The sequence below is a fragment of the Actinomadura rugatobispora genome (assembly GCF_042656285.1).
In the GTDB taxonomy this organism is placed as follows: Bacteria; Actinomycetota; Actinomycetes; order Streptosporangiales; family Streptosporangiaceae; genus Spirillospora; species Spirillospora rugatobispora.
In genome coordinates this window covers 1-20915 of record NZ_JBHSON010000145.1, presented here as the reverse complement: position 1 = coordinate 20915, position 20915 = coordinate 1, and the positions used below count along the sequence as shown (strand labels likewise).

Below are 20915 nucleotides of genomic sequence, written 5' to 3'. Positions count from 1 at the left end.
CGACACCATCGGCAAATACAAAGCCACCGCCACCGCCACCGTCCGCGACACCTACATCAACCACATCGACGGCGACCGCGCCAAAGCCCTCGTCGTCCTCGACTCCGAAGTCCGCTCCACCGCAGGCACCCGCCGCGTCCTGGGCACCAAACTCCTCCTCGAACTCATCCGCGAAAAAGGCCAATGGCGCGTCAGCGGCCTCGCCTCACTCGAAGCCGACGACGAGACCATGACCAAACCCGACGGCACCCCCACCACACCCAAGGACACCGGTGGGGCCCCCGCCGTCCCGTCCCCTTCCAGCGGTCCCTGACCCGCGGGCGTCAGCCACCGAAGGAGATCCGCGCATGCCCAGGGCGATTCTCTATCTCGCATCCCGACCGAACCCGGACCGGGCCGTCCCACCCGAGCCTCCCGACCAGGACCGCCTCCGGCAGATGCTCGCCGTCGACGAGTTCGTGTCGGCGCACTCGTTCGCGCCGCTGGGCACCGACGGCCCGTATCTGGCGATCTACGAGATCGACACCGACGACGTCCAGGCCCTCCAGGCCAGGCTCGCTCCGGGACGGCTGGGGGAGATGACCCTCTACGCGCTGTGATCCCGCACTGACCGTCCTGGATCGTCGTGCACGCCACGATGCCTTCCGCGCCGGGCTCGTACTCGTCCCGGCCGTCGGCACCCCCGGCCGGCCATCCGCTCGCCCGGTGACCCGGGCAGCCCCTGCGTCCATGTGACTCGCCGCAGCGACGCGGATTCCGGCGCCCGGTGACCCCGGCCGCCGCGGAAGGGCCGACGCCGTCAGGTACTCCACGTGACCATCGAGGCTGAAATGACCGATCGTTCCACCGCACACGTTCTCTTGGAGCCCACGCCGCTGCGGCTCGATCTCGCGGCGGCCCTCAGGCCCGAGCTGCCCTCCGTCGCCGAGGAGATCGTCCAGGCGATCCGGGACGAGGTCCCCGACTTCGCGCGCAGGCTCGGCGGCCGATCCGGAACGAGCGTACGGCTGTGCGTCGAACGCGGCCTGCGCCAGTTCCTCGATCGGACCGCCGCCCCCGGCAGGCCCAGGCCGACCGGCGCCACCGGCAAGATCTTCCGCTCGCTCGGCCGCGGCGAGTATCTCGCGGGACGCAACCTGGACGCGCTGCAGTCGGCCTACCGCATCGGCGCACGGGTCGCCTGGAGCCGCTTCGCCCGCGCGGGCCGCGAGGCGGGTGCGCCGCCGGACCAGCTGTACATCCTGGCCGAGGCGCTCTTCGGCTACCTGGAGGAGATCTCCGCCCACTCGGTCGACGCCTACACCGAGCTGGCGACACGGGCGAGCGACCAGAAGCAGCGCGCCCGTGAGCGGCTGCTGGAGCTGCTGCTGGCCGAGCCTTCGGTCTCGCCGGCCAGGCTGGGTGAGCTGGCCGCCCAAGCGCAGTGGCGGCTGCCCCATCGCATCGCCTGTGTCGCGCTCAGCGACCGCTGGAACTCCGAGCACCGGCTCAGCCCCGGCATGGGCGCCGAGGCCCTCGTGGACCTGGACCGTCCCGATCCGTGCCTGCTGCTGCCCGACCCCGACGGCCCCGGCCGGATGGACGCCCTCCGGCACGCCCTGAACGGCGTCGAGTTCGCCGTCGGCCCCACGGTCCCGCTCACGGGCGCCGCCTACTCCCTCCGGCTGGCGCGCCAGGCGCTGTCCCTGATGCGCCGCGGCCTGCTGCCGGCCGAGGGGCAGATCCGCTGCGAGGACCACCTGTCCACGCTGCTGCTGCTCAGCGACGAGGAGTCGGCGCGGCTGCTGGTCGAGCACCGGCTGGCCGCCCTGGGGTACCTGGAGTCGGAGCGGAACCAGCGGCTGGCCGAGACCCTGCTCGCCTGGCTGACCAGCGGCGTCTCCACGATGAACGTCGCCGAGCGGCTGCGCGTCCACCCGCAGACCGTCCGCTACCGCATGCGTCAGCTCAAGGAACTCTTCGGTGATCTGCTGCACGACCCGGAATGGAGGTTCGAGACCGAGCTCGCGCTCCGCATGCACCGCCTGTTCCAGACCGAGGAGAGCGAGGAGGCGGTCGATGAGCCCCGGTCGCCTGCCGCGGGACGCAGCGCCGCGTCCCGGCACTCGTCCGCCGACCGGCGCTTCCGGCCGCTCGAACTCGCCACCCGGCACAACGGCAGGTGACGACGCCCGCACCCGCGCGGAACCGCCCGCCGGTCCCGGGGTCGCTCCCGGGACGGCGCTCTCGGTAGATTCGACGCGAGGACGTTTCGGATTGCGGGGGCGCGGGTGTCGGACGAAGGCGGTTGGCGGGTGCGGCGGCCCTACGGGTGGATGCTCGGGCTCGCCGCGGTGATCGTGATCGCGGACCAGACCTCCAAGTTGTGGGCGGTCTCGGCGCTGGCCGACGGCGCGCACATCACCGTCATTCCGCAACTGCTCCACCTCCGGCTGCTGTTCAATCCCGGCGCCGCGTTCTCCATCGGCACCGAGGCGACCTGGCTGTTCACGCTGGCCACGGCCGCCGCGGTCGTCGGCGTCCTGTACGTGGGGCGGCGGCTGCGCTCGCGCGCCTGGACGATCGGGCTGGCCGCGCTGCTGGGCGGCGCCGCCTCCCACCTCCTCGACCGCCTCTTCCGCGAGCCGGGCTTCGCGCAGGGCCATGTCGTCGACTTCATCGACTACGGCGGGCTGTTCGTCGGCAACCTCGCCGACATCGCGCTCACCGGAAGCTGCGCCCTGCTCATGCTGCTCAACCTGCGCGGCGTCCCCCTCGGAGCCGCGCCCGCGTCCGACTCCGAGAGCGCGCCCGACCTCGAGAAGGCGCCGGACGAGGAGCACCCGCGTTCGTAGGCGCGGCCGGACGGCACCTCAGCCGCCCCCCGGCAACGGCGACAGGGTGACGGGCAGGCGGTCGAAGCCGCGCACGGTGAAGCTCGGGCGCCGTACGGGATCGCCCGCCGGTGCCGGGTCGTAGCGCCGTACCAGGAGCGTGAGGAAGACCTGCGCCTCCAGCCGGGTGAGGTGGGCGCCCAGGCAGAAGTGCAGCCCGGAGGCGAAGGCGAGGTGCGATCCGTCGTCGCGGCCGAGGTCCAGCCTGTGCGGCTCGGTGAAGCGGTCCGGGTCGTGGTTGGCGGCGCCGAACATGGTGAGCACCAGCCGTCCCGGTTCGAGGTCGGCGCCCGCCACGGTGACCGGTTCCAGGACGGTGCGCGCGCTGAACTGGACGGGGGAGTCGTAGCGGAGCAGCTCCTCGATCGCGGTGGGCATCAGGTCGGGGCGGTCGCGGAGTCTGCGCAGCTCGTCGGGGCTGTTCAGCAGCGCGTGCAGGCCGTTGCCGAGCAGGTTGGTGGTGGTCTCGAAGCCGGCGGCGAACAGCAGCAGCGCCGTCGAGATCATCTCCTGCTCGTCCAGGGCGTCGTCCTCGTGCGAGGCCACCAGGCGGCTGAGCATGTCGTCGGCCGGGCGGGCCCGCTTGTCGGCCAGCAGCGCCGTGAAGTAGTCGACGAGTTCCCGTCCGGACCGTTCGCCGAGGGCGACGGTGTCCCGGTCGGCCGTCGGTTCCAGCGCGGCGATCAGCGCGTGCACCTTCGGGGTGAAGGCCAGCCGGTCGGCCTCGGGGACCCCGAGCAGGTCGGAGATGACGTTGACGGGCAGGGGGAGCGCGACGGCGTCCATGAAGTCGCCGCCGGGCTCGGCGGCCAGCGCCTCCAGCATCGCCTGGGTGCGGGCGGTCACCGCGGCGCGCAGCGCTTCGACGTGGCGGCCGGTGAAGGCCGAGCTGACCAGCCGGCGCAGCCGGGTGTGGTCGGGCGGGTTGGCGAACAGCATGCTGTCGCGCAGGAGGTCCACCATCGTGCCGGGACGGTCCATCGCTTCGTCGCCGATGCCGAGGTCGAGGACGTCGTCGCTCTTGCCGATGGAGCGGTGGCGCAGCGCGGTGTCGCAGTCCTCGAAACGGGTCAGCACCAGGGTTCCGTCACCGGTCACCAGGGCGGGGGCCTGTTCCCTGAGCCTGCGGTAGCCGTCGTAGGGGTTCTCGTTTCCCGGGTCGAGCATGAGCTCGTAGAGGAGTTGTTCGGCGTCCGGGTCGGTGCGGGCCATCGTCGGGGCCGCGTCGTGGGGTGGGGGGCTCGGGGCCATCGGCTGCTCCTTCCGCCGGCGGGGGCGTCCGCCCGTCCCCAGTAGCATTGACAACCGGGCGCCGATCGTCAATGGCGCGGACAAAATTGTGTTTTTGTCTTCACTGGGTCTGGTCGGGGCACCCGTGTCATCGAGGCGGCGGTGCCCCTTGGTAATGTCCGTGGGGTGAACACCTCAGCGCCCGGGGCCGGGACCTTCCGTTCCCGGGTCCGGCGCCAGCTCCGCGAGGACGCGCTCGACGCGGCGTACCGGGTGGTGGAGGAGCGGGGCTGGGGCGCGGTGCGGATGACGTCCGTCGCCTCCTCCGTCGGGGTCAGCCGGCAGGTCCTCTACAAGGAGTTCGGGTCCAAGGACGGGCTCGGCGAGGCGCTGCTGATGCGCGAGGCCCAGCGGTTCATCGACGGCGTCGCCGACGAGATCCGCCGGCACGCCGACGTGGAGGCCGCCATCGAGGCGAGCCTGCGGTTCGGCATCAGCCAGGGAGCGGCCAGCCCGCTGCTGCGGGCGGTCCTGACCAGCACCCTGGAAGGCGGGGACGACACGCTGCTCCCGCTGGTCACCACCAGCTCCGAACGCCTGGTGGCGCTGTCCCGCCAGGTCCTGCAGGAGCACATCACCACCCGGGCGCCCGGCCTGGACGCCGAGGACGTCGAGTCCACCGCGGACGCCGTCGTACGGCTGCTGGTCAGCCACCTGCTGCTGCCGCTGGACGACCAGGAGACCACGGTGCGCCGCCTCACCCGCCTGGCCGCCCGCAACCTCGGGCTCTGACCCTCACTCCACAACCGGACCCCGCCGGTTGCCGATGACGACCATGTCGCCGGGGCGCGCGGCAGCGCGCCGGGCACGATACCGGCGGGAACGGGATGAGCGCCGGGCCTGTCCGGCTCAGGCCGCACCGCCTCGCGGGCGGGATGGGATGCCACCATGAGCGCTATGCCGGACCCATCCCCCGCCGTGCGGCACGATGCGCTGGTCGGTGAACTGCGCGCGATCCGCGAGCGCGGCCTGCTGCGGCTCCGGGACGTGCGGCTTCCCGCGCTCGCCGCGGCCGCCACCGCGCTGGGGCTGCCCGTGGGCGACGACCTGCTGCCCTCGTCGATCACCCGGCTGCTCGGCGAGGTGGTCGAGCGGCTGGACGGCTCGCTGGCCACCGCCACCGCCTACACGCTCGGCGTCGCCCCCGGCACCCGGGACTGGCCGGCGCACGACCGCAGGCAGCGCGCCGCCCAGGTGTACAGCGTCAGCGTCGAGCGCTTCCGCAAGTCCCACGAGCGCATGCTGCTGGACAACGTCGCGCAGGAGATCCTCGCGCTCTGCGCGAAGGAGACGAGCGAGGCGGAGGAGCCGGAGCCCGCCGCGCCCCCGCTCGGCAGCACCTCCGTGGTGTTCGACCTTCCGGGCCGTGGTCGGTCCACCGGGGTCGGGGGCGGGAGGATCACGGTGCTGTGCCGCCCGGTGGAGACCCTGCGGGATGTGGACGTGGTGGTCTCCTCCGAGAACGTCTACCTGCAGATGTCCAAGACGTACCAGTCCACGTTGTCGGGGACGCTGCGGAACGCGGCGGCCCGGTGGGACGGGGCCGGGGCGCTGACCGACGACGTGCTCCAGCGCGAGCTTCAGGAGTGGCTGCGCCGCCGGGGACGCCTGGGGGCGGCGGTGGCGCCCGGCACGGTCGTGCCCACGGGCTCCGGGGAACTCGCGGCGCAGGGGATCCGCCGGGTCTACCACGCCGCCGTGGCGATCCCCCGGCCGCGCTCGCACGGTTACGCGATCGAACCGGGCGCGGTCGTCCGGGCGGTGCGCCAGGCGTTCGCGCTGCTCCGGCACGAGCGCGACCAGTACGACCCGCCGTTGAGGTCGCTGTGCTTCCCGCTGTTCGGCGCGGGACGCGGCGGCCTGGCCTTGGAGACGAGCTGGTCGTACCTCTGGGCCGGTCTGGAGGCCGAGCTCGGCGCCCGGGACGTCCCGGACGTCTACCTGCTCACCCGCCGGGACGAGGTCATGCGCACGGTGTCGGACGCCCTGCGCGGTCTCGGCGCGCATCCCGTTCAGAGCCCCTGATGGGTGAAGGCGGCCCAGGCGTGCATCGCCAGATGAAGCAGGGACGCCTTCGGCGTCCAGGCGAGGTTCAGGCGTCGGATCCCCGCGGTATTCCGAGGGTGGCGAGCAGGTCTTCGTGGAACTGGATCCACAGCATGTGGCAGGAGTCCCGGTCGTGGCCGTCCACCCAGGCGCGTTGCCCCAGGTCCACCTTGCGCAGCGCGGAGGCGTACCGGTCGGCGTAGCCGTCGAAGCGCGCCAGGCACTCGGTGAGCCGGCCGCACAGGCCGGCGAAGGACTCGCCCACCTTCGCCAGTGTCCGGAGCACCCGTTCGTCCCAGGGCCAGTCGGTGTGGTCGTTGAACGCCATGGGGTCGTACGGTGTCGGCCGTATCTGCCAGTTGGTGCAGGCGGTGCCGAAGCGGCGGTTCAGGGGCACGAACGCGGCGTGCACATCGGTGACGGCGGCCCGTGCGCCCGACCGGTCGAGTTCGGCGGCCTGCCGCCGCTCGTTCTCCACCCGGCCGGCGTCGGTCAGCGACCAGTCCGTCCTGCCGGCGAAGCTCGACTGGCGGGCCCAGCCCAGGGCCTCGAAGTCCAGCAGCGCCTCGTGGACGGTGTCGGCGGAGAGCCCGTAGCGGGCGGCGACGCGGGACGGCGTCGCGGCGCCCAGCACCCGGACGCCGTGCAGGGCCAGGTCTTCCGGCTCGGACCGGTAGGTCACCTCACGCCTCCCCTCGGCGGTTCTCGACGCGGCCCGTCACGCGGCCGAACCGCTGCTGCGCGGCCTGGGCGGAGGCCAGTCCCATCGCGCGCGAGATCCGCGGCCACGACAGGCCGCGGGCGCGGGCGGTGAACATCAGTGCCGCCTCCGCCTGGTCCACTTCGGCGCGGGCGGCGGGCAGCAGGGTCAGGGCCGCCATCACGACGCTCTCGTCGACGTCGTCGTTGCCGGCACGCCACAGGGCGAAATCGATCAGGTCGGCCGCCGAGGGCGGCCGGCCGCCGTGCAGCCAGGGCGCCCGGGGGAGGGACGCCGCCCCCGCCTCCATCAACCGCCTGCGGGCATCCGCCTCGCGGGCCGCCTGCCCGTGGTCGGCGTCGCTGTTCTCCATGGCGGCCCACCCTGGCCTATCAACATGTTGTTGTCAACGGAACGTTGATGGCGCTCCCGGGGGCCTAGCATGATCGCCGTCAATGCTTCCAGGGGGAGTCGATGGACCCACTGCGACCGCACGATCCGCGCCGGATCGGCCCGTACCGCCTGCACGGCCGGCTCGGCGCCGGCGGGATGGGCGAGGTCTTCCTGGCGGGCTCGCCGGGCGGCCGCGACGTGGTGGTGAAGGTCATCAGGCCCGAACTGGCCGACACCCCCAACGCGCGCCGCCGCTTCGCCCGGGAGATCGCGGCGGCGCAGCGGGTCGGCGGGTTCCACACCGCGCAGGTGGTGGAGGCCGCGCCGGACGCCGACCCGCCGTGGATGGTCACCGAGTACATCCCCGGCCCGTCCCTGCGGCAGATGGTGCAGGAGACCGGGCCGTTCTCCGAGGAGAACGTGCGCGCCCTGGCCGCGCAGCTCAGCGAGGGGCTGGCCGCGATCCACGGCTGCGGGCTGGTGCACCGCGACCTCAAGCCGGGCAACGTGATCATGGCCGACGACGGGGCGCGGATCATCGACTTCGGCATCGCGCGCATGGACGACGCGAGCGTGCTCACCGAGAGCGGCGCGGTGGTCGGGACGTACGCGTTCATGTCTCCCGAACAGGTCGATTCCGGTGACATCGGGCCGTCGAGCGACGTCTTCTCGCTGGGCGCGGTGCTCACGTTCGCGGCCACCGGCCGCAGCCCCTTCGCCGCCGGGACCATCCCGGCGATGGTGCTCCGGATCGTCAACGCCGAGCCCGATCTGGGGACGGTCCACGGCGAGCTGCGCGGGCTGATCGCGGCCTGCCTGGCCAAGGACCCGGCCGACCGGCCGACCGCCGCCGACCTGCTGGGCTGGCTCTCCGGCTCGGGCGAGGCCCCGCGCGTACCCCCGGCGCCGGCCCCCTCGGTCGGCGCACCGACCGGCGGCCCCGAGACGACCCCGCCGGGCTCGGTGCCGCGCCGCCGGTTCCTGCTGGTCGGTCTCGCGGGAGCGGCCACGGCGGCCGCGGTGACCGTCCCGGCCGTCATCCTGTCCACGCGCGACACCGACGCGAAGAGCGGCGGGACGAGCCCGTCCGCGACCCCGCGAGCACCGGTCCGGGAGATCCCCGCGAGAGTGATCACCGGGCACGGCGCCGTGGTCACGCACGTGACGTTCAGCCCGGACGGCTCGACCCTGGCCAGCGGCGGCGCCGACGGCCCCATCCACCTGTGGGACGTCACCACCGGCAGTCGCACCCGTACGTTGCAGGGCCACAGCTACCCGCTGGTGTCGATGGTCTTCGGCCCGGACGGCAGGACCATGACCACCGGGGCGGAGGTCGTCAGGTTCTGGGACCTGGCGACCGGCCGGGAGACGCGCAACATCGCCACCCAGCAGCGCACCGGGCACGACACCGCACTGTTCGCGATGGCCTGCGGCCCCGACGGGAAGTACCTGGCCACGGACGGCCCCGACGGCAAGGCGCTGCTGTGGGACGCGGCCGGCGGCAGGATCGTCCGCACCTTCACCGGGAACGCCGGCAGTGCGCTGGTCTTCACCCCGGACGGCCGCGCGCTGGCCGGCGGCGGCGGCGATCTGCGCCTGTGGGACGTGGCCAGTGGCGCGACCATCCGGACCTTCCCAGGGATGGCGGGGCAGGTCCACGCGATCGCCCTCAGCAAGGACGGACGCTTCCTGGCGGGCAGCGGCGCGACCAGCCCGGTCGTGCTCTGGGACGCCGCCACCGGCAGGAAGATCCGCGAGTTCACCGGCATGGGGAAGGCCACCGGCCCCATCGCCTTCAGCCCCGACGGCAGGCTCCTGGCCAGCGCTCCTCCCGAAGACGCCGCCGGGACCTCGGAGCACGCTGTGGAACGTGGCCACCGGCGCGGTCGACCGCACCCTCGAGGGACACACCGGCGCCGTCAACGCCCTCGCCTTCCACCCCGGCGGCTCAGCGCTGGCCAGCGCGAGCCAGGACCGGACCGCGCGGCTGTGGAAGCTGGCCTGACCCCCGGACGGATCTCCTCGGGCGGGTCAGGCGTTCTGCCGGTCGTACTCCTCGCGCGCCCTGTCCACGTCGGCCATGTGCGCCTCGGCCCACTCCTTGAGGTGGCGGATCGTGTCCAGCAGTGACATGCCCAGCGGCGTGAGCTCGTAGTCGACGCGGACGGGCACCGACGGGGTCACCGTGCGGGTCAGCAGCCCGTCCCGCTCCAGGCCCCGCAGGGTCTGGGTCAGCATCTTCTGGCTCACCCCGGCGATCCGCGCGGAGAGCTCGGAATAGCGCATCCGGCCCTGCAGGCCCAGCGCCACGATCACGAGGCTCGCCCACTTGTTGCCGATCGTGTCGAGCAGCCGCCGGCTGGGGCAGGAGGCGGCGAACGCGTCGAACCGGGCCGGCGGGGCGTCAGCGGTGGTCACGTCCATGGCATACCTCCGGGTTCCTACACCACTTCAAAGTGCCTTCTTTCCAAAGGAGAGCAGGGAACCGATGGTTGTGCAATCCACCCATCGGAAGGGGAACCCTCATGACGCTCGCACTGGTGTCCAAGGCCGGCGGCTCCGCGCCCGTTCTGGAGGACGTGGCGCCGCCCCCGCTGGAACCCGGTGACCTGCGGGTCCGTGTCACGGCGGCCTCGGTCGAGCCCGTCGACACCCTCATCGCCCGCGGGCCGGGCCGGGAGATCTTCGGGCTCACCGGAACGGCCGGTCTCGGCCTCTCCCTCACCGGCGTCGTCACCGCGACCGGTGCCGGGGTCACCGGCTTCTCGGCCGGCGACGCGGTCGCCGCCCTGCACCGCGACTTCGCCGCCCCGGTCCGCGCGCACGCCGTCGAGACCGTCGTGCCGGCGGCGACCGCCGCGCCGCTTCCGGACGGCCTCGACCCGGTCGACGCGGCCGCCCTCCCGATCACCGCCCTGACCGCGGCGCTGATGGTGGACGCGCTGGGCCCCGCCGCCGGGCGCACCCTGCTGGTCATCGGCGCCGCCGGCGGGGTGGGCGGGTACGCGCTCGCGCTGGCCGCCCACGTCGGCTGGGCCGTCACCGGGCTGGCGCGCGAGTCCGACCGCGACTTCGTGCTGCGGGCCGGGGCCCGGCGGCTCGTCACGGACCTGCCGGGGCCGTCGTTCGACGCCGTCGTCGACGGTGCCGTCCTGAACGCGGCGGGCCTCGCCGCGGTCCGCGACGGCGGGACGTTCGTCAGCGTGCCCTCGGCGCCTCCGGCGGCGTCCGAGCGGGGCATCGAGATCGGCGTCCCGGACGGCGACCCCGGCCGTGCCAGGCTCGCCGAGCTGCTCGCCCTCGCCGCCTCGGGCGTCCTGGAGCCGCGGGTGGCCGGCCGGGTGCCGCTGGCCGAGGCCGCGACGGCGTACGACAAGGTCGCCGGGGGCGGTCAGCGGGGGCGGTGGCTGCTGGTGCCGTGACCGCCGTCCCGCCTGACACGTCCACGACACACGTGCGAACGCCCGCCCGGGGAGCCCTGGGCGGGCGTTCGCTCGTCCTGAGGTCCCTCAGTGGGACAGGTGGGGTGTGGGACGCGGCCAGGGGCGTCCGGCGAGGTGCTCTATGTCGGTGTTGAACCGTCGCAGGTAGGACGCGAACGCGGCGATGTCGTCGTCGGTCCAGCCCGCCATCACCTTGTCCAGGCCCCGGATGATGTCCCCCCGCTCCTCGTCGAGCATGCGCTCGCCCTTGTCGGTGATGCGGAACTTGCGGGCGATGCCGCCGGTCGGGTTGGGGATGCGCTCCACGAGCCCGGAGCGCAGGGCCGCGGCGGTCTGCCGGTGGACAGTGGAGACGTCGAGCCCGAACGCGTCGCTGAGCTCGCCGATCGACATGGGGCCCTGGACGCGGATGCGGCTGAGCAGGATGTACGCGCTGCGGTCCAGGGTGCGGGGCCGATCGCGCAGGGCCTCGTAGCGGCTGAGCAGCATCTGCTCGTACTCGACCTCGTGGGTGGGGGTGGGGGTCGTCATGTGCGTGTGCCTCCTGCCGTGCCGGCGGATGCCCGCTCCATCCGTGTGGCACTGGTCTCATCCGGGCTCGACATCATATGTATCAGCCACGTCATATGTACGATACATAACGCATGTACGATGCACATTAAGTCTCCCGGAGGGCGAGCTGAGGCGCCGCGGCGCGTCCACCTCCAGGCCCGCGCCCCCGGGACGTCTCACTCCAGACCTTCATTGAGGAGAGCACCTATGCACGCAGCCAGACCCGCGGGCCAGGCGGCACGTCCGGGCGGCGTGATCGCCACGCTGGCCCTGGCCGGCATCACGGCGGCGATCATGCAGACGCTGGTCACCCCGCTGATCGCCGAGCTGCCGAGGATCCTGAACACCACCTCCGCCAACGCCGCCTGGGTGATCACCGTGACCCTGCTGGTCGGGGCCGTCTGCGTGCCGGTCGTCGGCCGGCTGGGCGACCTGGTCGGCAAGCGCCGGATGCTGCTGGCGTGCTCGGTGCCGCTGGTGGCCGGCTCGGTGGTGTGCGCGCTGTCGTCCGCGGTCGTCCCGATGATCATCGGGCGCGGGCTGCAGGGCATGGGCATGGGCATGGTCCCGCTCGGCATCGCCCTGCTGCGCGACGTCGTCCCGGCGGAGCGGCTGAGCTCGTCCATCGCGCTCGTCAGCGCCTCCATGGGCATCGGCGGCGGGCTCGGCCTGCCGATCGCGGCCGCGATCGCCGAGTACTCCAGCTGGCGCGTCCTGTTCTGGGGCTCGGCCGGCATGGCGATGCTCGTCGCGGTCCTGATCTGGTTCCTGGTCCCGGACGTGCCCGCCGCCGCCAAGGGCCAGCGGTTCGACGCCCCCGGCGCGGTCGGCCTCGCCATCGGCCTGGTCAGCCTGCTGCTGGCGGTGTCCAAGGGCGCCGACTGGGGCTGGGCCTCGGCGACCACGCTCGGCCTGTTCGCCGTCGCCCTCCTGGCGCTGGTGGCCTGGGGGTTCTGGGAGACCCGCACCCGTGAGCCGATCGTGGACCTGCGCACCACCGTCCGCCCCCGGGTGCTGATGACCAACCTGGCCTCGATCTTCGTCGGCTTCGGCATGTACGCCTCGATGCTGATCGTGCCGCAGCTGCTGCAGTTCCCGAAGGAGACCGGGTACGGCCTCGGCCAGTCGATGCTCGCGGCGGGCCTGTGGATGGCCCCCGGCGGGGTCATGATGATGCTCGTCTCCCCGCTCGGCGGCCGGCTCACCAACGTCCGGGGCCCGAAGTTCACCCTGATCAGCGGCATCCTGGTGCTCGCCGCCGGCTACGGCGCGTCACTGGCCCTGATGGACACGGCCTGGGGCCTCATGCTCGCCATCATGATCATCAACGCCGGGGTCGGGCTGGCCTACGGCTCCATGCCCGCGCTGATCATGGGCTCGGTCCCGCTCCACGAGACCGCCGCCGCCAACGGCTTCAACACCCTGATGCGCTCGCTGGGCACCTCGGTGGGCGCCGCGGTCGTCGGCGTCGTCCTGTCCCAGCTCACCATCAGCATGGGCGGCCACACCCTCACCTCCGAGCAGGGCTTCCGCACCGGCCTGATGATCGGATGCGGCGTCGCGCTGGTCTCCGCGCTGATCGCCGTCGCCATCCCGAAGGGCCGCGACGAGGACGCCGACCAGCTCGCCGCGGCGGCCACCGTCACGGTGCCCGAACAGGTCAAGATCAGTAACTGAGCGCCGCGGGCGGCCGGCCCGTCAGCCTCCCTGCCGGCCCGCCAGCCCGCCGAGGAGCGGGGAGGTGAGGTGCCCGACCAGGTCGGTGACGGGCTTGAGGGGGCCGTCCGGGCTCGAACCGCCGTCCGGCGGCTGCTGCTCGGGCGACTCCTGCGGGGGCGCGGAGGCGGTCTGCCGCGAGTCCGGCTCCCTGACCGACGGCGTGGACGGGGCCGGCTCCTCGCGGGGCTTGGCCGGGCCGGTCGAGCCGCCGCCCGACCCCGCGGGCTCGTCGGCGACGGGGGCCCGCGCGGCGGTCGTCGGCGTCGCCGCGGGGGCGGTGCCGTCCGGCTCTCCGCCCGGACGCTCCGGGGTGCCCGGATCGTCGGTGATGTTGCCCACCGGGGCGGGGCCGGGACGGGTGCCGCCGTTGGACGGCCCGAGGGCGTTCACCGTGCCGTCGCCGGCGGACGGCCAGGTCATCACCAGGCCGGCCGCGACCGAGGCGGCCACCCCGGCCACGCCGCCGACGCCCTTGAGGGCGCTCCTGCGGCGCCGGGAGCGTTCCCGTCGCGGGTCTTCGTCGCCGGCGGAGCCGATCACCACGACCTCCCCGGCCGGGACCGCGGGCTCGGCGTGGCCGATCTCCTCGCGGTCGGCGGCGGCCAGCACCTGGTCGCGCAGCGGCGCGGGCGCCATGGCGGGCGCGCGACGGGCCAGGAGGTTGGGGAGCCGCCCCCGCTCGAACGCCTCGATGACGTCCATGTGCCGGGCGGGATCGGCGGCGCCGCGCATGAGGGCGTCCAGGACGACGCGTTCCAGCCCGGTCCGCGCCTCGTGCAGCAACTCACGCACGGTGCCCGGCGAGCAGCGCAGGACGGCCGCGATGTCGCGGACCTCCAGCCACTCGCCCGCCGACAGCAGCAGCGCCTCGCGGTGGCCGGCGGGCAGGTTCGCGACCGCGTCCAGCAGCGGGTCGGCGGCCGCCTGCGCGAAGACGGGACGGCCCTGGCGGCCGAACGCCCCGCGCTCGGAGCAGACCGCACGGGCCAGGCCGTGCAGCCACAGCACCGTCTCGCCGCGCGGCGGGATCCGCGACGCCTCGGTGAGCGTCTCCCTGAGCGCGCCGGCCGCGCCGCGGTCGCCGACCAGCGACCAGCAGTGCGCGTACAGGCGATGTGCGTGGGCGTCGTAGAGGGTTTCCAGGTCCGCGCGCATGTGACCTCCTCGTGAGGTGGCCGTGGGAGCAGCCGTTCCGAGAGCAATCAAGGGGACGGGCCGTTCCGGTGGCACGCCTGGGCACGGGACTGTAGTGCACGACGTGACGGATGAGAAGTGAGCGATGTCTGAGTGTAGCGGGTTTCACACTCGGTAAGGCATTGGTCGTTGCCTGTCATTGTTGGCCGGGATTGGTCCTTGGTCCCGGCCGACGATCCGGTTCGGTCGCGGAAAAAAGATCCGATTCTCTAGTACCGGTTCGTCTCGGCGTCCCGGTCCAGGTCGGCGTCGATCTCGGCCGCGGACAGCTCGGTGATCCCCATGTGGTCCTTGGCGATCCGTCCGAGCGTCGGCAGGCCCTTGCGGTCCGGCCAGGTCTCGGGGGCCCACAGCGACGAGCGCAGGAACGCCTTCGCGCAGTGCATGTACAGTTCCTCGACGTCGACGAGGACCGCCAGCCGCGGCCGCTTCCCCTGCACCGTCAGGTCGTCGAAGAACGGCGCGTCCGACACGAGCGTCGCGCGCCCGTTCACCCGCAGCGTCTCGTTCATCCCCGGCACGATGAACAGCAGCCCGACGCGCGGGTTGTGCAGCACGTTGCGGAGGCTGTCGACCCGGTGGTTGCCGGGGCGGTCCGCGAGCACCAGCTGCCGGTCGTTCAGGACGAGCACCGACCCGGCGGGGTCGCCGCGCGGCGAGACGTCGCAGGCCCCCTCCGCGTTCGAGGTCGCCAGGAGCACGAACGGCGAGTGCGCGATGATCGTGCGCGCGTGCTCGTCGATCCGGGCGATGTCCTTGTCCCAGATGACCTGCGACGGCTCCGCGACGATCTCCCGGAGCTCGGCCTCGGTCCTGACCGCGCGAATCTCAGAAGGATGCACCGTCCGAATATAAGGTAAACCTGACCTCTTAGGTAAACCTGGTATCACCCTGGGTCTCCGGCCTCAGCGGTCCAGGGCGCGTTTGATGACCTTGCCGGTGGGCGTGCGGGGGAGTTCGTCCAGGAAGACGACCTCGCGGGGCACCTTGTAGCGGGCCAGGTTGGCGGCGACGTGCGCCTTCACCCGCTCCGCGTCCAGGGGCCCGGAGGCGACCACGTAGGCGCGCAGCCGCCGGCCGAACTCGGGGTCCGGGACGCCGACGACGGCGCACTCGGCGATGTCGGGATGGGCGGCCAGCAGCTCCTCGATCTCGGCGGGGTGCACGTTCTCGCCGCCCGAGACGATCATGTCGTCGGCCCGGCCGTCGATGTGCAGGCGCCCGCCCGCGTCGAGATGCCCCAGGTCGCCGACGGGCAGCAGGGGCCCGGTCACGGCCGCGCCGGAGGTGTAGCCGTCGAACCGCGTCGGGCTGCTCACATGGACCTGCCCGACCGTGCCCGGCGGTACGGGGCGCCCGTCGCCGTCCAGGATGGTCACCGCCGTTCCGGGCGGCGGCGTGCCGGCGCAGCCGGGGGCCGCGACCAGGTCCTCGGGCGTCGCGATGGTGATGCAGGACGCCTCGGTGGAGCCGTAGAAGTTGTAGAGGACCTTCCCGAACGCGGCCATCACCTCGCGGGTCAGGTGCGGTGTGAGCGGGCCGCCGCCGGTGGCGATGACGCGCAGGGCGGACAGGTCGTGGACGCCCAGGTTCGGGGCCTCCAGCACGCGGCCCAGCATGGTCGGCACCGCGATCAGGGCGGTGCAGCGGTGCCCGGCCAGGTCCGCGACGGTCCGCTCGGCGTCGAAGCGGCGGTGCAGGACGAGCGTCGAGCCCAGCGCGAGCGCCAGCGTCGCGGAGGTCAGGCCCCAGCCGTGGAAGAGGGGCGGCGCGACGAAGACGGCCTCCTTCCGGCGGAACGGGATCCGGGTGAGGATCCCTCCGGGCAGCGCCAGCGGCTCGCTCGGCGCCGACGACCGGGCCGCGCCCTTGGGCCGGCCGGACGTACCGCTGCTCAGGATCACCAGCGTGCTCGCGCGCGGCGGCGCGGGCGGGGTGAGGGCGCGGCCCGCCGACAGCCCGTCCAGGTCGGAGCCACCGTCGTCGGACCAGGCGGTGTACGTGCCCTGCGGGACCTCGATGCCCTGCAGCAGCGGCGCGAACTCCTCGTCGTGGACCAGGGCGGTGATGCCCTCCTCCTCGACGGTGCCGCGCAGTTGCGGGGCGGCGAAATCGGTGTTGAGCAGGACGATCCCGGCCCCGAGCTTGGCCGCCGCCGACATCGCCAGCAGCAGCCCCCGGTGGTTGCGGCACAGGACGGCGACCCGGCTCCCGGGGCCGATGCCGCGCCGGTGCCAGGCGGTCGCCAGCGCCTTCGCCGCGGTGTCGAGCTCGCGGTAGGTCACCGGGCCGTGATCGTCCACCACGGCGGTGCGGTCGCCGAAGCGCGCCGCGCCGACGGTGGTCGCCGCGCCGATCGGGCCGTACGCGCGCATCGCCCGTGCCACCGCCGCCAGCGTCCGCGGAGGCATCGGGGCGAGCAGCCCGGCCCGCCACGCGGCGCGCAGCCACGCGAGCCGCGCGCGGTTGGACGTCATCGCCCACCGCGCCGGCGCTCGCGGGCGAACGCCCTGCGGGCCTGCGGAACGTACCGCACGGCCTCGGGAAGCAACGGCCACACCCGGTTCAGGCCCCGGACGGCGGCCGCGAACCGCCGGTAGCGGCGCTCGTCCGCGGCGCTCCAGGGCGTGCCGAGCAGCTCGCGCATGCGCGGGTGCAGACCGCCCACGGTGACGAAACGGGCGACCGAGTTCAGCGGCGGGCTGACCGCGCGCCATACGGGCGCGGGAACCTGCTTCGGCCTGGGGAGCCCCTTGAACACGTAACCGACGCCGTAGCGCGCGGTCTTGTGCGCGACGATCTCCTCGTCGAGCATCCGCTTCCAGTACGCCTGGAAGGACTCCCAGTCCTCCGGCATGACCCGGTCGCTGACCCCGTACATGCGGTACCAGGTCTTGGACTCCTCGTAGACGCGGCGCTTCTCGGCCTCGCTCAGGGGACGGATGAAGGTCTCGACGCAGTACAGCATGGTGTCGAGGAACGTCGCGTGCGCCCAGTAATAGGTGTCGGGATCCAGCGCGTGGTAGCGCGTCCCGTCCGGCATGGTGCCCTTGATGCCGGTGTGGTAGTCGCGGACCTTCATGCCCGTCCGGTTCGCCTCGGCCCCGCCGTAGACGGTGTTGAGGATCGGCCCGGCCGACCGCTTCACCCGCGCGAAGGTCTCGTCGAAGAACACCGAGTGGTCGAGCACGCCCTGGCCGAGCGCCGGGAGCATGTTCTGCAGCACGGCGGCGCGCGGGCCGACCAGCGCCATCCGGGTGTCGCCGAAGAAGCGCCACGTCAGCGAGCCGGGTCCGAGTCCGGTCATGACGGATCCTGGACGGGCGGGGTGAAGGTGTAGGGCATCCGCTTGACGCCGTTGATGAAGTGGGAGAGCAGCCGGTCCGGTTCGCCCTCGCTGCGGATGTCGGGCAGCCGGGTGAACAGCTCGCGCAGCATCACGGTGATCTCGCGGCGGGCCAGATGCGCGCCCAGGCAGTAGTGCGGGCCCGGCCCGCCGAAGCCCACGTGCGGGTTGGGGGAGCGGGTGATGTCGAACGCGTCGGGGTCGGTGAACACCGACTCGTCCCGGTTCGCCGAGGTGTAGATGAGGACGGCGATGTCCCCCTTCTTGAGCGGGATGCCGTTCAGCTCGCAGTCCCGGGTGACGTTGCGGCGGAACTGGATGACCGGGCAGGAGTACCGGACGATCTCCTCGACCGCCCCGGCGATCCGTCCCTCGAAGTCCTCGGCCAGCAGCCGCCGCTGCTCGGGGAACTCGGTGAACAGCCGCAGGGCGTGCGCGATCGCGTTGCGGGTGGTCTCGTTCCCGGCGGTGACCAGCAGGATGAAGAACGAGCCGGTCTCCTGCGCGGTCAGCGACTCGCCGTCGTCGTTGGCGTTCACCAGCCTGGAGATCAGGTCGTCCCCGGGCCGCTTCCTGCGCTCCTCGCCCAGCCGCTTCACCAGGCGGGACAGATCGCGGCCCGCCCGGACGAGCCGGACCGCGCCCTTCAGCACGTCGAGCCGCCGCGGGTCGCCGTTCATGTAGCGCTCGTCGGCCTTGATCCCGTTGTACTCGGGGTCGCTGTAACCGAGGATGACGTTGGTCCGGTTCAGGACCATGCCGTGGTGGCGCTCCGGGATGCCCATCAGGTCGCAGATGACCTCGACGGGCAGCCGCGCCGCGGCCTGGGCGACGAAGTCCCGCGGCCCCTCGGCGATCATGTCGTCGACGATCCGGGCGGCCCGCCGCTGAAGATCCTCCTCCGCCCGGGCCAGGATCTTCGGGCTGAACGCCCGGGACACCACGCGCCGGATCTGCGCGTGCCGCGGATCGTCCATGTTGATCATCGATCCGAAGAAGCGGCCCGCCCAGGCCGGCATCTCGGTCAGCGTGTTGGCCGTCGGCTCGCTGCTGAACAGCTCGGGGCGGCGGCTGGCCTCGGTGACGTCGGCGTGGCGGGCCAGCGCGTGGAAGCCCGGCTTGGACGCGATGAACGGGAGCTTGGCGATCGGGACGAAGGCCGCTCCCTCCATCTCCCGCATCCGCCGGAACGCCTCCAGCCGGTGGGCGTCGGGGCGCGTCCAGAACCCCAGCCCCGAGAGGTCGAACTCCCGCAACTCCGGCGGGAGTGTCCGTGGAGTCGCCATGCTGCGATACATATAGAGAAATATGTCTCTCTGTCTCACGCCGGTCAACGTGACCTGGGGCACAGCCGGGCCGTGCGGCTATAGTGACCGCGACATGGCGCCACCCGAAGACCTGATCTCGCCCGGGCTGAGCCTGGACGAGGAGACCGGAGAGCTCACCACGCGGATCCTCGACGCGGCCCTGGAGGAGTTCGGCTCCTACGGGCTGCGCCGCACCAGCGTGGACAACGTCGCCCGCCGCGCCGGGCTGGCGCGCGCCACCGTCTACCGCCGCTTCGGCAGCAAGAAGGACCTGATGCAGGCCGTCGCGCTGCGCGAGGCGCGGCGGGCCATGGTCGTCATGGTGCGCGCCGCCGAGCGCCGCCCCACCATCGAGGACCGCCTGGTCGAGGGTTTCGTCACCGGCGTCGGCCTGGCCCGGGGCAACCCCCTGCTGGCCCGCCTGATCAGCGCCGAGCCGGAGCTGATCCTGCCCTACCTGACCACCGACTCCCGGTTCGTGCTGACGTTCGCCCGCGACTTCCTGGCCGAGCAGTTCCGCCGCTCCGCCGGCCCGCCCCCGGTGCCCGCCCCGGACGCCGCCGCGGAGATCATGGTCCGGCTCGCGATGTCCATCTTCCTGGCCCCGCAGAGCTGCATCCCCCTGGAAACCGAAGCCGACCTGCGCGCCTTCGCCCGCACCTACCTGGTCCCCCTCCTCCGCACCGCGCCCTGACCCCGCGCCGACGGCAATTCCCGATCTGGAATATGCCCTGTATTCGCCGCCTTTCCGGCACTGTCATACTCCGGCCAGGACGACCCTTCCCGGTAAAGATGGTGATCATCTCAGTCAACGATTATTGTTGAATCGCTCGGCGCACCATCGACCGTGAGATGCCGATGCGGCCTGTACGGGGTGACCACGGGCCGGGGAAGCGGGGTCGTCCCGCCATGAGAGCACAGGCCGTGGTCCGCAGCCCCGCCGCCAGGCGGCTGCTCATCGCGCTGTTCATCACGGCGACAGGGGTGGCCCTCGGCCGGGCCGTCGGATCCGGACAGGTCGACGATCTGGTCAATGGTCAGCCGTATTTCCACGCCGTCGCGGCGCTGCTCGCGATCGGCCTTTACAGCGGCACGCACGGAATCGAAACCGCCCGGATGCGCACCGATCTGCGCACGATCGTCCTGGCCGTCACGGTGGGGGTGCTGGCCAAGGCCGCCCTCATCACGCTGGTCATGACCGTGCTGTTCCCCGGGCCCGAGGCGCTGGTGCTGGGCGTGGCGGTCGCGCAGATCGACCCGCTGGCGGTCGCCGCGCTGCAGCACTCCTCCCGACTGTCGGCGCGCGGCAGATCGCTGCTGCTGGCGTGGGCGTCGTTCGACGACCCCGTGACCACGCTGCTCACCATCTACGCCGCGACGCTGGCCGTGACGGCCCACGACCTCGACCGCACCGGCGAACTCGCGGTGCTCCAGGGCTCCGGCCTGGGCGGCGTCGCGCTCGGGATGGCCGCCAACGCGGCGTTCGCGGCGGTGGTCTGCGGGATGTGGTGGGCGCTGCGGCGATGGCGACCGGACGGCACCGCGGTGTTCGCGGCCGGCTGCGTGCTCCTGGCGGCGGCGGGCGCCGTGGCGGTCACCCAGTTCTGGATGCTGGGCGTCGCGCTCATCGGCCTGTTCGTCCGCCCGGTCCTGCCACGGGCGCCCGAAGCGTTCGCACGGACGCTGGCGCTGCTGACCCAGATCGCCCTGGTGCTGGCGGTCCTCGGCGTGGGCTTCCTGCTGTCGGTGCGGGTGCTGATCGCCGCCGGGATCGTGCTGGGCGTGACCGCCTTCCTGGCGCAGGTGGTCGTCAGCATCCCCCTCACGCGCGGGCAGACCGCCGACGACCGGGCCCTGCTCGCGATCGCGCAGCAGAACGGCATCACGGCGATCGTCCTCGCGCTGCTGCTCAGCTCGATCCTGCCCGACGTGATGGCGGTCGTCGCCCCCGCGATCGTCGTCGTCAACATGCTGCACGCCCTGTTCAACTCCGCCTACGACCGCGCCGGGTCGTGGGCGGCGATCCGGGAGGCGGCCGGACGGCGGTTCCCG

The 20915-nt window shown here is 72.9% G+C and carries 21 protein-coding genes and 1 pseudogene; 12 read left to right on the top strand and 10 right to left on the bottom strand.

Features of this window, described 5'->3' with window-relative positions:
* From ACFPZN_RS52485 to ACFPZN_RS52470, 4 genes are all read left to right on the top strand, one after another.
* Positions 1-313 (top strand): hypothetical protein (locus ACFPZN_RS52485; RefSeq protein WP_378292228.1); only part of this gene is annotated, 313 nt, incomplete at its 5' end.
* Positions 314-347: 34 nt separating this feature from the next.
* Entirely contained in the window at positions 348-599 is a 252-nt protein-coding gene (locus ACFPZN_RS52480; RefSeq protein ID WP_378292226.1) for a hypothetical protein, read from the top strand.
* Positions 600-830: 231 nt separating this feature from the next.
* Positions 831-2165, top strand: coding sequence for a PucR family transcriptional regulator (locus ACFPZN_RS52475; protein ID WP_378292224.1), 1335 nt, complete (start codon positions 831-833; stop codon positions 2163-2165).
* Positions 2166-2294: 129 nt separating this feature from the next.
* Entirely contained in the window at positions 2295-2834 is a 540-nt protein-coding gene (locus tag ACFPZN_RS52470) for a signal peptidase II (RefSeq protein ID WP_378292222.1), read from the top strand.
* Positions 2835-2852: 18 nt separating this feature from the next.
* Here the strand turns inward: ACFPZN_RS52470 and ACFPZN_RS52465 are convergent, their stop codons facing one another.
* Positions 2853-4124, bottom strand: a complete 1272-nt coding sequence (locus tag ACFPZN_RS52465; protein WP_378292220.1) for a cytochrome P450 — start codon at positions 4122-4124, stop codon at positions 2853-2855.
* Positions 4125-4289: 165 nt separating this feature from the next.
* On the opposite strand from ACFPZN_RS52465, the gene ACFPZN_RS52460 reads away from it, so the two are divergent.
* Both ACFPZN_RS52460 and ACFPZN_RS52455 read left to right on the top strand, forming a co-directional pair.
* Positions 4290-4895 (top strand): TetR/AcrR family transcriptional regulator, encoded by a 606-nt coding sequence (locus ACFPZN_RS52460; RefSeq protein WP_378292218.1) that lies wholly within the window; start codon positions 4290-4292, stop codon positions 4893-4895.
* 165 nt (positions 4896-5060) lie between these two features.
* Entirely contained in the window at positions 5061-6188 is a 1128-nt protein-coding gene (locus ACFPZN_RS52455) for a macro domain-containing protein (protein ID WP_378292216.1), read from the top strand.
* A gap of 67 nt (positions 6189-6255) precedes the next feature.
* Here ACFPZN_RS52455 and ACFPZN_RS52450 read toward each other — a convergent pair whose 3' ends face one another.
* The gene (locus tag ACFPZN_RS52450; RefSeq protein ID WP_378292214.1) at positions 6256-6891 is read right to left on the bottom strand and encodes a transcriptional regulator; all 636 of its coding nucleotides are present in this window, start codon (positions 6889-6891) and stop codon (positions 6256-6258) included.
* Between the two features lies 1 nt (position 6892).
* Positions 6893-7282: a DNA-binding protein gene (locus ACFPZN_RS52445; protein WP_378292212.1), complete on the bottom strand. Its 390-nt coding sequence runs from the start codon at positions 7280-7282 to the stop codon at positions 6893-6895.
* 101 nt (positions 7283-7383) lie between these two features.
* On the opposite strand from ACFPZN_RS52445, the pseudogene ACFPZN_RS52440 reads away from it, so the two are divergent.
* Positions 7384-8781 (top strand): annotated as a pseudogene (locus tag ACFPZN_RS52440) (WD40 repeat domain-containing serine/threonine protein kinase); the annotation flags it as partial.
* 58 nt (positions 8782-8839) lie between these two features.
* Positions 8840-9307 (top strand): WD40 repeat domain-containing protein, encoded by a 468-nt coding sequence (locus tag ACFPZN_RS52435; protein ID WP_378292230.1) that lies wholly within the window; start codon positions 8840-8842, stop codon positions 9305-9307.
* Between the two features lie 26 nt (positions 9308-9333).
* Here ACFPZN_RS52435 and ACFPZN_RS52430 read toward each other — a convergent pair whose 3' ends face one another.
* Positions 9334-9726, bottom strand: coding sequence for a winged helix-turn-helix transcriptional regulator (locus ACFPZN_RS52430; protein WP_378292210.1), 393 nt, complete (start codon positions 9724-9726; stop codon positions 9334-9336).
* 101 nt (positions 9727-9827) lie between these two features.
* On the opposite strand from ACFPZN_RS52430, the gene ACFPZN_RS52425 reads away from it, so the two are divergent.
* Positions 9828-10724, top strand: a complete 897-nt coding sequence (locus tag ACFPZN_RS52425; protein WP_378292208.1) for a zinc-binding dehydrogenase — start codon at positions 9828-9830, stop codon at positions 10722-10724.
* An 87-nt stretch (positions 10725-10811) separates the two neighbouring features.
* On the opposite strand, the gene ACFPZN_RS52420 is transcribed toward ACFPZN_RS52425, so the two are convergent.
* Positions 10812-11276, bottom strand: a complete 465-nt coding sequence (locus tag ACFPZN_RS52420; protein WP_378292206.1) for a MarR family winged helix-turn-helix transcriptional regulator — start codon at positions 11274-11276, stop codon at positions 10812-10814.
* Between the two features lie 228 nt (positions 11277-11504).
* On the opposite strand from ACFPZN_RS52420, the gene ACFPZN_RS52415 reads away from it, so the two are divergent.
* Positions 11505-12974 (top strand): MFS transporter, encoded by a 1470-nt coding sequence (locus ACFPZN_RS52415; RefSeq protein ID WP_378292204.1) that lies wholly within the window; start codon positions 11505-11507, stop codon positions 12972-12974.
* A gap of 21 nt (positions 12975-12995) precedes the next feature.
* Here the strand turns inward: ACFPZN_RS52415 and ACFPZN_RS52410 are convergent, their stop codons facing one another.
* From ACFPZN_RS52410 to ACFPZN_RS52390, 5 genes are all read right to left on the bottom strand, one after another.
* Positions 12996-14171 (bottom strand): sigma factor-like helix-turn-helix DNA-binding protein, encoded by a 1176-nt coding sequence (locus tag ACFPZN_RS52410; RefSeq protein WP_378292201.1) that lies wholly within the window; start codon positions 14169-14171, stop codon positions 12996-12998.
* 248 nt (positions 14172-14419) lie between these two features.
* The gene (locus tag ACFPZN_RS52405) at positions 14420-15052 is read right to left on the bottom strand and encodes a pyridoxamine 5'-phosphate oxidase family protein (RefSeq protein WP_378292199.1); all 633 of its coding nucleotides are present in this window, start codon (positions 15050-15052) and stop codon (positions 14420-14422) included.
* Positions 15053-15115: 63 nt separating this feature from the next.
* The gene (locus tag ACFPZN_RS52400) at positions 15116-16687 is read right to left on the bottom strand and encodes an AMP-binding protein (RefSeq protein ID WP_378292197.1); all 1572 of its coding nucleotides are present in this window, start codon (positions 16685-16687) and stop codon (positions 15116-15118) included.
* The gene (locus ACFPZN_RS52395; RefSeq protein ID WP_378292195.1) at positions 16684-17517 is read right to left on the bottom strand and encodes an oxygenase MpaB family protein; all 834 of its coding nucleotides are present in this window, start codon (positions 17515-17517) and stop codon (positions 16684-16686) included. Before ACFPZN_RS52395 ends, ACFPZN_RS52400 begins: the two co-directional genes overlap by 4 nt.
* Positions 17514-18842, bottom strand: coding sequence for a cytochrome P450 (locus ACFPZN_RS52390; RefSeq protein WP_378292192.1), 1329 nt, complete (start codon positions 18840-18842; stop codon positions 17514-17516). The genes ACFPZN_RS52395 and ACFPZN_RS52390 overlap by 4 nt, the downstream gene beginning before the upstream one ends.
* A 94-nt stretch (positions 18843-18936) precedes the next feature.
* On the opposite strand from ACFPZN_RS52390, the gene ACFPZN_RS52385 reads away from it, so the two are divergent.
* Complete coding sequence (locus ACFPZN_RS52385) at positions 18937-19557, top strand: TetR/AcrR family transcriptional regulator (RefSeq protein ID WP_378292190.1); 621 nt, start codon at positions 18937-18939, stop codon at positions 19555-19557.
* Between the two features lie 215 nt (positions 19558-19772).
* Positions 19773-20915: cation:proton antiporter (locus ACFPZN_RS52380; RefSeq protein ID WP_378292188.1), on the top strand; the 1143-nt coding region annotated here is incomplete at its 3' end.